We start from the raw sequence: 12463 nt of genomic DNA on the forward strand, positions 1-12463 counted from the left end.
ACGAAGAAGTAACCAAGTTTTTTAATCAAGTCATGCAAATGGATACTTTTACATTACGCCAAGAGGCTATTTCAACTGAAAAGTTCCCATGATTTTAGCTAAAAATGAACTCCGAAACTTGAGTTATTAAGTAATAGGTGGTTGATAAAAGACATTTCTAAAGAGCAATTCTAGGAAGGATTTACTTCATCAACGGTCGATTGTGTTATAAAAAAAATGTTATTAGATGAAATGCCAAATGAAGAAAGGTTAAAGCATCTTCAAATGCATGAGGCCATGGGTGAGTTTATTTATGCAAGGCATCATTGTTTTAAAAGTATAGAAAGGACTGTAGATCTACTCCCGTCACTATCGATAAAAGATCAAGCAACTCAGATTGAAACTTGGTTTAGAATGGCAATGAATTCACAAAGCCATGAAGCCTATACCGCTATGTTACGTGGCCTATTTGAAAGAACGACCCCAAAACATCTCGCTCAAATTTTTCCACAGTTGCCAAGCTTCTGTTTTGTTACCTTGTTTAAGACAAAAACATGGGCTTACAGCTCAATTAGGTCGGAAAATGCAGCACGAAAAAAATGAATTGCGCTTGAAAGCTATCAAAGACGAATACGGAACTTTGTTTGATTTATTGAAGTAACTTTTGGGCTTTTGATGTTATGAGAGCTACTATTAGTTGCCTCTTCAAGTATCACGAGTATATATGAATATCATATTGTGAATTGTTCCTAGTCACGTCTAAATAATATGATACAACTTCCGATTTACCACATTAACTTCACAAAATAAACAGGTTTTGTATTTAAAATTCATGACTTAATCCCTATCGAAAAAAATCAAGGTATCTCATTAGCCTGACTGTTCTTACACCAGTAATAAGGAGGACATAGTGAGCCTTTTTCTTCATGAGCCAAGTCAATCTATTAGGGAGCAAATTGCAAATAATTACTGGTCACAGAATGAAACTGTAATTCCTAATGAAGCCACTTTTGGTCAATTTTCTTACCGCTGGATACCTACCTCAAATAATAAGTGGAAAGTTGAGGTTATCGGTACAACTAGTAGGTTTTTCTGTTGTTGTCAGCGAAAATTCCCTCTTGCATATAGATTTGGAAAAATCCCTTTTACGATAAAATCTGAAATAAAATCAGCGCTAAAAGAAGAGTGCATTTATCCGGTAAAAGACTTATATAATGAAGGTGATTCAGCTTCTGAATATGGTGATGAATCACTATTAGGATACACAACCAATGTTCAATTATTTTTGAGTACTGCTACTGGAAGAAAAGCTTCGAAGGTTATTGATTTGGCTGCTAAAGTTCCAGTTGCACCAAAAGAGACTAATACTTTAACTCTTAATGGTGATTTAGGTTTTGCTATTTCATCTTATGTTTGCCCGTTCACAAACAGAGAGTTGACGCCACAAAATGCCATTCAAGTTAATTTGAAAGGGGTGACTTTCGAGGGAAACCAAATCGATTGGCTAACAATTTCTCGCACAGGGTTAAGATTGGTTTTACTAAGAGCTGATAATTTTACAGGTACAAATTTAGAACCATTGATTGTAGCGATACAAAATCTAGAAGAGTCAGATATTAGAGTTGCCTCAGAGCTTTACTTGAAAAGAGATACATTAAGAACTCGGGAGTTTGATATTCATTCAATTTCACCTAGTACATAACGTGTTGATTAAAAATGATTATAAGCATTTTTATGCTTTGTTTCGGTAGAACATTAGATTCGAATCCCAAAAAAAGGGACAAACTAAGTTTGTCCCTTTTTAGAATACCTTTGTCCCAAATTTAAATACCCTAGGACAGCAGAATGTTGTTACTCATACGCTTCCATTGGCACACAAGCACAGAACAAGTTGCGGTCGCCGAACACATCATCAATGCGGTTTACCGTTGGCCAGAACTTGTTTGCTTTAACGGCATCTGTTGGGAAAACCGCTAATTCACGACTATATGGGCGTGAGTCGAACTCTGCATCCATGATGTCTTCTAGTGTGTGTGGTGCATTGAACAGAGGGTTGTTGTCTGCTGGGAATTCACCTGCTTCAACTTGTGCAATCTCTTTGCGAATATTGATCATTGCTTCGATAAATCGGTCAAGTTCAACTTTTGATTCAGACTCTGTTGGCTCAACCATTAGCGTACCCGCAACAGGGAAGCTCATGGTTGGCGCGTGGAAGCCATAATCGTTAAGGCGCTTAGCGATATCCATTTCTGTAACACCAGAGCTTTCTTTGATTGGGCGTAGGTCGATAATACATTCGTGGGCAACACGGTCGTTACGTCCAGTGTAAAGCACTGGGTAATGGTCAGACAGCTTCTTAGTTACGTAGTTAGCGTTCAAAATAGCAACTTGAGTTGACTGTTTTAAACCTTTGCTACCCAATAAACGAATGTACATATACGAAATAGGTAGAATGCTGGCACTGCCATAAGGAGCTGCTGATACTGCGCCATTGTTATCGCTTTCACGACCAGGCTTAACCAGTGTATGACCAGCGACAAATGGAGCTAAGTGAGCTTTAACACCGATAGGTCCCATACCTGGACCACCGCCACCGTGTGGAATTGCAAAAGTCTTGTGTAGGTTAAGGTGAGAAACGTCAGCACCGATGAAGCCCGGTGAAGTAATACCAACCTGAGCATTCATGTTTGCGCCGTCTAGGTATACTTGACCGCCATGCTGGTGGATGATCTCACAGATCTCTTTAACCGTTTCTTCGTATACACCGTGAGTAGAAGGGTAGGTGATCATAATGCAAGATAAGCTATCAGCTAGCTCTTCTGCTTTAGCGCGAAGATCATCTAAGTCTACGTTACCATCTTTATCACAAGCCGTGACCACAACTTTCATGCCAGCAAGTTGTGCTGAGGCAGGATTTGTTCCGTGTGCTGATTGTGGGATCAAACATACATTACGATGACCTTCACCACGAGATTCATGGTATTTTTGAATCGCTAGCAAGCCAGCGTATTCCCCTTGAGCACCAGAATTTGGCTGCATACATACTGCATCATAACCCGTGATATCGACTAACCAATCCGATAGTTCATTGATAAGCTGAGTATAACCTTGCGCTTGCTCTAGTGGGCTGAATGGATGCATGTTAGCAAATTCAGGCCAGCTTACAGGCAGCATTTCAGCTACAGCGTTTAGCTTCATGGTACAAGAACCAAGAGAAATCATTGAATGGTTCAAAGCTAAATCTTTATTCTCAAGGCGTTTGATATAACGCATCATTTCCGTTTCGCTGTGGTAACGGTTGAATGTTGGGTGCGTTAGGATTTCAGTATCACGCTCAAGGCTAGCAGGAATTGACGCTGTAGCTGTTACTTGTGCATCTAGATTATCAACATCCAAACCATGACCTTCACCTAAAATGATGTCAAACAGTTGAACGATATCATCACGAGTGGTGGTTTCATCTAAGCTGATACCAAACTGAGTGTCAGAGTCATAACGTAAGTTCGTTTGCGCTGCTAATGCACGAGCTTTGATGGCTTCAAGATCTGTTGATTCAAAGCTGACGGTATCAAACCAAGTGTCGTTTAGGCTGTTAATGCCTTTTGATTTAAGGCCAGCAGCCAGAATATCGGTTAAACGATTGATACGACTGGCAATGGTTTTTAGACCTTGTGGACCGTGGAATACCGCGTAGAACGATGCCATATTGGCTAACAATACTTGTGCAGTACATATGTTCGAGTTGGCTTTTTCGCGGCGGATATGTTGCTCACGAGTTTGCATTGCCATACGCAGGGCACGGTTGCCACGAGTATCTTGAGAAACACCAATGATACGACCAGGCATAGAGCGTTTGTAAGCATCACGAGTTGCGAAGAATGCAGCGTGAGGACCGCCATAACCCATTGGTACACCAAAACGTTGTGCGCTACCAAATACCACATCAGCGCCTAAAGCAGCTGGTGATTTAAGTAACACTAGAGACATAATGTCTGCGGCTAGAGTTACAATGGCTTTTTTCGCTTTTAGCTCGGCGAATAGCTCTGAGTGATCGTTAATTTGACCAAGTTTATTGGTGTATTGGAATAATGCGCCAAATAGCTCGTGGTTAACGGCTTCATGTGCAGGGCCAACGATAACGTCAAAACCAAAGCATTCTGCACGAGTTTTTACTACGTCGATAGTTTGTGGGAACACATCATCAGCAACAAAAAAGATATTCGCTTTTTTCGCTTTAGAAACACGCTTTGCTAATGCCATTGCTTCTGCCGCTGCCGTTGCTTCATCAAGCAATGAAGCCGATGCTAAATCTAACCCTGTGAGATCCATAGAAAGGTGCTGGAAGTTAAGAATAGCTTCTAGACGACCTTGAGCAATCTCTGGCTGGTAAGGAGTATAAGCTGTGTACCAACCCGGATTTTCAAAAACGTTACGCAAAATAACATTGGGTACTGTAGTTGGGTAGTAACCCATACCAATGTAGCTTTTATATACTTGATTTTTATTAGCTACTTGGCGAATGTATGCGAGACCTTCCGCTTCATCATTTGAACGGCCTACGTTAAGTTCGCGACCAAGACGAATGTTTTCAGGAACAATTTGCTCCATTAAGTCATTGAGTGACTCAGCGCCCACTTCATTGAGCATTTGCTGTTGCTGCTCGGCATCAGGGCCAATGTGGCGAGTCAGAAATAATTCGTGTTGTTCTAGTTGGGTAAGAGTTTGTTTGCTCATTTTCGGCTCTGTTTATTGTTGCAGGTCAGAGATATATACGAATAAAGCCCCAAAAAGGGGCTTTGATTTTGCAAATATTATTATTCTTCGTCGATGACTGCTTGGTAGCCGTCAGCGTCTAATAGGTTATCAAGTTCAGCTTCGTCAGAAGCTTTAACGCGGAATAACCAACCTTCTGTGAATGCACCGCTGTTTACAAGTTCAGGTGAGTCTTCTAATTCTTCGTTAATCGCTACGATTTCACCTGAGATTGGTGAGTAGATGTCAGAGGCTGCTTTTACAGATTCCGCAACTGCACAGTCTTCACCTGCTGATACCGTATCACCGACTTCTGGTAACTCAACGAAAACCATGTCACCTAAAAGCTCTTGTGCGTGCTCAGTAATACCAACAGTAAAAGTACCATCGCTTTCTTTACGCGCCCATTCATGAGACTTTGCGTATTTTAGTTCAGTAGGTAGGTTGCTCATCGTTATTTTCCTTTTGGTATAGCTTAACTCTAAATTCTTGATTCTTAAAATGCTTGTTTACCGTTGCGTACAAAGCATGGCTTCACAACTTTAACTGGGACGCGCTTTTTACGCATTTCTACTTCAGCAGTGTCGCTAATGCCTTTAGGTACACGAGCCATTGCGATTGAATGGCCTAAAGTTGGAGAGAATGTACCGCTGGTGATCACACCTTGTTGCTCGTTTCCGTCTGCATCGATAAAGAAGATATTCATGCCATGGCGTAGTACACCCTTCGCTTCCATGACTAGGCCAACCATTTTCTCTGTGCCAGCTGCTTTTAATGCCAGTAGCGCTTCACGACCGATAAAGTTACGGTCTTCTGGTTCCCAAGCAATTGTCCATCCCATATTGGCAGCTAGTGGGTTTACGGTTTCATCCATGTCTTGGCCGTATAAATTCATACCAGCTTCTAGGCGTAAGGTATCGCGAGCGCCTAGGCCACATGGACGAACGCCTGCGTTGAGTAGAGCCTGCCATAGTTCAGCTGCGTCTTCTTGTGGAAGAATGATTTCGTAACCAGATTCGCCAGTGTAACCGGTTGTAGCGATAAAGAGTGAGCCTGATTGAACACTGAAGAATGGCTTCATGCCTTCAACTGCTTGTTGTTGCTCAGCTGAAAATACGGTTGCTGCCTTGGCTTTAGCCTTAGGACCTTGAACAGCGATAACAGCGAGTTCAGGACGCTCAGCGATGGATACGTCAAATGCTTCCGCTTGAGTGTTAATCCAAGCTAAATCTTTTTCGCGAGTTGCTGAGTTAACCACTAAGCGGTAGTGAGTTTCTGTTAAGAAATAAGTGATCAAATCGTCGATTAGACCACCTTCATGGTTTAGCATGCCGCCGTAGAGTGCTTTACCTGCAACAGTAAGCTTTTCGACATCGTTAGCAAGTAGGGTACGAAGGAAAGGTTTTGCTTGTTCGCCTGTAATATCGACCACTGTCATGTGTGATACATCGAACATTCCTGCGTCTTGACGGACTGCATGATGTTCTTCAATTTGAGAGCCGTAATTAATTGGCATTTCCCAACCGAAGAAGTCCACCATCTTGGCATTTGATTCCAAGTGCTTATCAAAGAGTACCGTTTTATTTGCCATTATCATCCCTTTTGGATAGTAAATTGCTCAAACATTACTAGTTATTGTTTGAAGTTTTGAACAAAAACAAAGTTGCGAAATTATACCTCTTAAAGCCAAGTTGTATACAAAAGATTTTTTATGGGTAAGAGGGGCTTGGCAGTGTCGTTTGAAGGCTTGGAACTACTGATTTATTATGAAATAAACACCTGAAATAAAGGTGAGAAAATGTAATGCTTTTGATTAGTTTTGCTAATGAATGATCGGCTTTGTTAAAAGTTTATTAAAATCATGTGGTTATTGTGCTTAGCTTTTTTAAAGCCAGAGTTTGTTCTCAGTCGATGCGATAAATATGTGCAGAAATTGCCATTTCAAGAAAATAAAACGGCCAAGCGAATGACCGTTTAAACTTCATTTGCAGAGCCTAGGGAGTTTTACTTTTTGCCCCAAGGCTTGTTTAGCGAATACAGTTTTCAAAATACCAAACTGGTCTACTAAATTTAGCCCTAAATCACGAATGGCTTTTTTGATAGGGTTATCACCAGCAAACAATCGTTTTAACGCTTCCATGGCCGTGATCATTTCAACAGCTTCAGCTTTTCGCCAACGCTCTAACGCTCTTAAGTGACGGTATTCGCCTAAATCTAAGTCTTGTTGTTTTAATTCATCCAATGTTTCGATAATGCTTGCCGCATCTAAAAAGCCAAGGTTTACCCCTTGTCCTGCTAAGGGGTGTATGGTGTGAGCGGCGTCTCCTGCGAGTATTAATCGTTGTTTGGCAAAGTGTCGGGCATATCGCATCCTTAATGGAAATGCCAAACGTTCACTATCGAGATGGCATAGTCCCAACTTTCCATCAAATGCAGCGGTCAATGATTTCTCAAATTCTTGTGGTGGCATCGCCATTAACTGCTTAGATTTAGCAGGGGGCACAGACCAAACAATAGAACATTGATGGCCATCATTTAAGGGTAAAAATGCTAATGGACCTTCAGGTGAAAAGACCTGTCGAGCACAATGATTATGTGGCTCTGCAGTTTTGATCGTGGCAACAATAGCATGATGATCATAATCCCAAAAGCTGAGGGGAATACTACTTTGCTGACGAACCCATGAATTCGCTCCATCGGCCGCAATAACTAAGGAAGTTGTTAGACTAGTGCCGTCACTCAATGTTAGCCAACATTCTCTTTCACCAAAGGCAATGTTGTTAACTTTTTGGTTTTGAATATGGGTAAGGGCATGGCACTCTTGAGCTCTCTTGGCGAGCGCTTGAGTAATATTGTCATTCTCTATGATCGAACCCAGTTTTGATTCCATTTCCGATTCGGCATCGAAGTGTATTGAGCCTAAACCATCTTTTGTCCACACTTCCATTTGGTCGTAGTCGCCAACTCTTGAATTATCAAGATATTGCCAAGCACCAAGGTTTGACAATAAATTTTGGCTGGCTTTGTTGATGGCGCTGACACGTAAACGAGGCTCACCATCAACGGGCTCAATAGAACCAGCATCAATCACAATCGTATTAATATTGGATTGGGCAAGGCCAATTGCGGTAGCAAGGCCAACCATACCACCGCCAATGATGGCGACATCGTAACTTTGTGTGTTTAACATGTTATTCCAAAAATTCTAGGGCGTACCCTATTAAGCTGTTGTATATCCCATGGCTGCTTTCGCTATCGGAGCCTTTAATGGTGGTAGGTAACTTAATAACCTTAGACTTAAATTACGAGTAATCGCCATCGGCCATAAATCGTTAGAAAAACCTCTAACCAAGAACTCTATACGATTAATAGTATTGCTCCTGTCTTGCTCTCGGAGTTTTAAGTATCCATGAGTAACGCTAGAGCTGCCAACGTCAGCACCATTTGACTGTCGGGAAATCACTTTTATTAAGGCTAATATATCTCGCATGCCTAAGTTAAACCCTTGCCCTGCAATTGGATGCAATGTCTGGGCAGCATTTCCAACAAAAACACAACGATGGTGAATGGGTCTTGGCATATAGCTTAACTTGAGTGGATAACTGAATCGTTCACCCAGATCAATAAATTGTCCTGCTCTGAATCCAAATGCGTGTTGTAGCTTAGATAAAAATTCAGATTTTGGTAGCGACATCCATTCATTGGTCGTTTCGGGTGATAAGGCCCAAACTAGCGATAAGCGGTTTTGTTGATTTTCAGGGCGCATTGGTAACAGAGCCAATGGCCCAGTGTTTGTGAATCGCTCCCAAGCTCTGTTTTGATGTTCCTGCTCGCAAGCAATATTAGCGATAATAGCAGATTGGTTAAAATCAATGACTTGTTGTTCTAGCTTTAATTGCTGGCGCACAACTGAATTTACACCATCTGCTGCAACCACTAATTTAGCCGTGATTTGTTGCCCTGAATTTAGTGTTAACTTGTGATGTTCTGGAGTTGCAGTTAGCTCGGTAATGCTATTAGGGCAAAACAAATTGACTGCTGACTGCTGTAATGCTTTGTATAGCTGCTGTCCGACTTGTGCCAGTTCCACCACTTGCCCCATATAGTCGACATTAAGTTCACCAGCATTCAATTGGGTCATGCCGAAGTTACCACGGTCAGAAATATGAATATGGTTGATAGGTGTGCCCAGATTCTCAATATTCGACCATACGCCGATTTCTTTTAATGACTTAATGGTATGGTGAGCTAAAGCGATAGAGCGAGCGTCAAAGCCTGGGTGCTCATCTGAGGGGGCAACGGCTTCAATTAATGCAATTTTTAACTTGCGCTCTGTGAGTTGAACTAGGCCAAGTGCTAAAACACTGCCTACCATGGCTCCGCCAATGATGGCTATGTCGTAATCAGTCGTCGCATTATCTTGTTGTGATGAAGACATACAAAATCCGTTAATTCGAAGTGCTTGGAAGTGGCTACCAATCAGTTAGTGTAAAGTGTCAGGTTGCTCTTGATTGCTTGATGGTAACTCGGGAGCAAATTCGGAATAACACAAAATCGCAGATACTCGGACAAACTCTTCTAATTCAATAAAAGCTGCTTCTGATTCATTGTCATCAGAAACGTCTAATTCAACTTGAGCTATTTCGGTTAAGTCTTCAATGACCTCTTTCACTTCAGCGGACGCTTGTTTGAGTTTAGGTTGAATAATAGCAATTGCGGCCAAATAGCTTTGCACCCATAAAGACAGAGCTTCAACTCTTACATTTAGAGACTCTTCTTCTTCCGGTAAAAGTATGGTGAAGCCAAATTCAAATTCTTCAAGTCGTTCTAACGTGTCTTTGTAAAGGTCTTCAATCAGGTTATGAAGCTCAGCAGGGAATGGTTGACCGTCACTTATCAAATCTTGCATTGGTGTGACCCAAGCTTTTGATTTATGTTCAACACCACCACAAATTAGCCCGACTAATGTGCCGTGAACTTCGGCTGGGTGTTGTGCGAGTTCTGCGGCTTTTAGGGCTTGAGATAATTTTTCAATGCGTAGTGACGGTGTAGTAACCATTTGAGAATTCCAAGTAAATCAATATCGGTAGGTATAGTAACAGATGCCTACAGTGGAGTGTAGCAAGCATTACTGCTGTAGCTATACACTTCTGATTTATTCATAAAATTAACGAACAGGAGTGGAACTGTGTGATTCATGTTGCGCATTTATCAAATCAGGCAAAAAGAATTTTTGAGCATTCAGTTGTTCAATCCATGTTTGTGCGTCTTGAACAAAGTTTAAAAAGAATTCAATGAAGCTATTTGGGATAAAATTGTCAGTTGAAAGTATCACAGAAAGAACAAGTTCCTGCTTTTCAGGGTCTAAGCTGTATTGGTAAGTGAACCTTGAACATGAAGTTACATTCTGCTCTAAGAGCAATTTCATCAAAATTATTTCATCGTTGGACTCACATAATTTGCCAATAGGGCAAACAAGCTTGATGATATTAGGATACCAATTGATAATAACCTGTGATTGTTCATCAACTTGTATTATACAACAGCTTGAGTCTTCAATATCGTTTTTAGGCATGCCAGCATATTCAAATAAGGCAGAAACAAGCGATTTGGAGTCATAGTTTATTTTCGTCTTTGGTGGAGTTATGCTGGTCATTCTTGTGCTCCTGTTTCTGTCCATTGTTTAACTAATACACGCAAACCTAATAATGTTGCATCAACATCAGCTGAAGACAATTGTTGTACTTGGGGGTGTAGCAGGCGTAGATCTGAAAATACACTTATTGAATGTGCGGTTTCTAAAAACATTAGAACATTTTGGATTTCAGCAGGCTCTAACTTTGCAGCTTCTGTATCAAAGTGCTTGTTCAAATAAACGGCAAACTCGTGTTCGCTAAGGTCTAGTTTTTGTTTTAACACTGTATGGTCGCTATCATCGCTTTGAACTCCGTCTCTTAACCATTTATGCTTATCGCAAAAGTCACTCGCCTTTATGTGATTCTCAGAGTCGATAATTACGCGGGCCTCGGCTAATTCTTTGAGAGACAAGCCGTTTGAATTAGCAACGTAGGTTTGAAATTTTTGAAGAGATAGGTTCTTGTTATGGAATGCCCATAAAATAGCATGCTCACGTTTTGTTAATTTAGACCACTGTGCTAAACATTCCGATTGAGCTTTTGAGGCACTATCATATCTACTTAGGTGAGCTCTTTTTTCAGCTTCACTTAGTTGTAAGTCTTCCTTGTCGAGTTCAACTTTTGATAGTGGCTTGCCTATAGCATTGCTAAATGAGATACCTGATGGATGTTGTGTGTCCTCATTGGCTTCAGGCAAGGTCATTTGGGGTTTGAAACGAATTGCTCTTGCCGCTTTTTGCTTTAATTGGTCGCATTGCTTGAGTGCAGCTGCTTTTTCTTCTGGTGTTATATATTGTTCGGAGTCGATATCGACAGAGGGGAGTTGCTTATCATCTGATAAGTTCGCCATTTGTTCTAACCATGATAGTTGGTGAGTTTTCACTTGCGCTTTTTGAGTTACATCTTGCTCATTTCTTTCAATTGGGGAGGGGGACATCAAAAAAGGGCTGATGCGTGGGTCACTGTCGGTTTGAGTGAACGTAAACTTTGGATTAGTATTTTCATTGGTCGTTGTTTGAGTCTCATCACTGCTGCTGGCTTCATCAAAAGTTAGATCATCAAGGTCGCCGTCATCCCCAATATCCAATGTTGGCGCAGAGCTTTTATTCGATAACATTTGTTGAGAAATGTTTTTTGGTTGCCTGTATTTACTTGTCTTTGTCCCATCTTGGTGCTTTAAAGCTTCTTTGAGGGCGACATCGTCGCCAGAAGATATAGGCTGTATGTCTTCATCTGTGACGATTTCGGCAAATGATTCATGTGAGTTTAGTGATTCTGATGAGCTAGAAGGAGTGTTTAATAATGAACTTGAAGGTAAATTGCCATTTTCTATTTGCTCTCCCTTGAGAGATGCACGATACGTCGCAATTTTTTCTTCGCCTATAATTGCGACGAATACCTTTCCTATGAACTTCGCCTCAGTCCATCCATACTTTATCAATATATCGAATATTTTACTTCCGGTAGTTGGTTTGGATTGTAAGGGTTGTTGTGATGTTGCTTGTATGCCATTACCATTTCCTGGTCCTTGCACATTCATTATGACGCTTCCTTGTAATTTGATTACTACTAAGAATAGATGCTATTGATGATTTTAGTGAGTCTCTAATGAGTAGATTGTTAAATATTCAACAGTTAGCTTAGATATAAGGTTTTTCCGTTGCACTTTTGTTTTAGTAATCTTATAGTCCCGTCACACATCTAATATGAAAGATGTAATCTTGATGTGATTCGATTATGCTTGATAGATAGATGAACTTTAAGATGAGGATACGAAACTAAAATGAGTAACAAAGCCGTTAATATAATGCTATTAGGCCGTACCTACTCGATATCGTGTCCTGCTCAGCAAGAGGTGATACTAGTCGATATCGCTGCAAGATTAGAAAAGCAATTAGAAAAGTTAAACGACAAAAGCCCTAACTTTAGTCGTGAAGAAATTGTGATAATGGCAGCATTAAATCTTGGTCACGAGCTGTATACTGAACAACAAAAGAATAAAGAGTATCAATTGGAAATGAGCAAGCGCATCAGTTTGCTTCAAAATACTCTTGAAAAAGCGCTTTTAGAAAAAGCGAAAGTTGAAAAATAACCAG

The 12463-nt window shown here is 40.8% G+C and carries 11 protein-coding genes; 3 read left to right on the forward strand and 8 right to left on the reverse strand.

What is annotated here, in order from left to right:
- The first annotated feature begins 216 nt into the window (after positions 1 to 216).
- Both D5018_RS14995 and D5018_RS15000 read left to right on the forward strand, forming a co-directional pair.
- Positions 217 to 582, forward strand: coding sequence for a hypothetical protein (locus D5018_RS14995; protein ID WP_121839813.1), 366 nt, complete (start codon positions 217 to 219; stop codon positions 580 to 582).
- Between the two features lie 307 nt (positions 583 to 889).
- The gene (locus D5018_RS15000; protein WP_121839814.1) at positions 890 to 1681 is read left to right on the forward strand and encodes a hypothetical protein; all 792 of its coding nucleotides are present in this window, start codon (positions 890 to 892) and stop codon (positions 1679 to 1681) included.
- A gap of 149 nt (positions 1682 to 1830) precedes the next feature.
- Here the strand turns inward: D5018_RS15000 and gcvP are convergent, their stop codons facing one another.
- From gcvP to D5018_RS15040, 8 genes are all read right to left on the reverse strand, one after another.
- On the reverse strand, positions 1831 to 4713 hold the full coding sequence (gcvP, locus tag D5018_RS15005; protein WP_121839815.1) for an aminomethyl-transferring glycine dehydrogenase: 2883 nt from the start codon (positions 4711 to 4713) through the stop codon (positions 1831 to 1833).
- A gap of 80 nt (positions 4714 to 4793) precedes the next feature.
- A complete protein-coding gene (gene gcvH, locus D5018_RS15010; protein WP_121839816.1) occupies positions 4794 to 5183 on the reverse strand; it encodes a glycine cleavage system protein GcvH in 390 nt (129 codons plus the stop codon).
- A gap of 44 nt (positions 5184 to 5227) precedes the next feature.
- Entirely contained in the window at positions 5228 to 6322 is a 1095-nt protein-coding gene (gcvT, locus tag D5018_RS15015) for a glycine cleavage system aminomethyltransferase GcvT (protein WP_121839817.1), read from the reverse strand.
- Positions 6323 to 6712: 390 nt separating this feature from the next.
- Positions 6713 to 7921 carry an FAD-dependent monooxygenase gene (locus tag D5018_RS15020; protein ID WP_121839818.1) on the reverse strand — a complete coding sequence of 403 codons (1209 nt, stop codon included), beginning with the start codon at positions 7919 to 7921 and terminating at the stop codon, positions 6713 to 6715.
- Between the two features lie 30 nt (positions 7922 to 7951).
- Positions 7952 to 9169, reverse strand: coding sequence for a 2-octaprenyl-6-methoxyphenyl hydroxylase (gene ubiH, locus D5018_RS15025; RefSeq protein ID WP_121839819.1), 1218 nt, complete (start codon positions 9167 to 9169; stop codon positions 7952 to 7954).
- Positions 9170 to 9214: 45 nt separating this feature from the next.
- Complete coding sequence (locus D5018_RS15030; protein ID WP_121839820.1) at positions 9215 to 9790, reverse strand: UPF0149 family protein; 576 nt, start codon at positions 9788 to 9790, stop codon at positions 9215 to 9217.
- Positions 9791 to 9898: 108 nt separating this feature from the next.
- Positions 9899 to 10387, reverse strand: coding sequence for a type III secretion system chaperone (locus D5018_RS15035; protein ID WP_165905077.1), 489 nt, complete (start codon positions 10385 to 10387; stop codon positions 9899 to 9901).
- Positions 10384 to 11907: a hypothetical protein gene (locus D5018_RS15040; protein WP_121839822.1), complete on the reverse strand. Its 1524-nt coding sequence runs from the start codon at positions 11905 to 11907 to the stop codon at positions 10384 to 10386. The genes D5018_RS15035 and D5018_RS15040 overlap by 4 nt, the downstream gene beginning before the upstream one ends.
- 243 nt (positions 11908 to 12150) lie before the next feature.
- Here D5018_RS15040 and zapA point away from each other — a divergent pair, with 243 nt between their 5' ends.
- Positions 12151 to 12459 (forward strand): cell division protein ZapA, encoded by a 309-nt coding sequence (gene zapA, locus D5018_RS15045; protein WP_121839823.1) that lies wholly within the window; start codon positions 12151 to 12153, stop codon positions 12457 to 12459.
- The last annotated feature ends 4 nt before the right edge of the window (positions 12460 to 12463 follow it).

Source organism: Parashewanella curva (genome assembly GCF_003675895.1).
GTDB lineage: Bacteria > Pseudomonadota > Gammaproteobacteria > Enterobacterales > Shewanellaceae > Parashewanella > Parashewanella curva.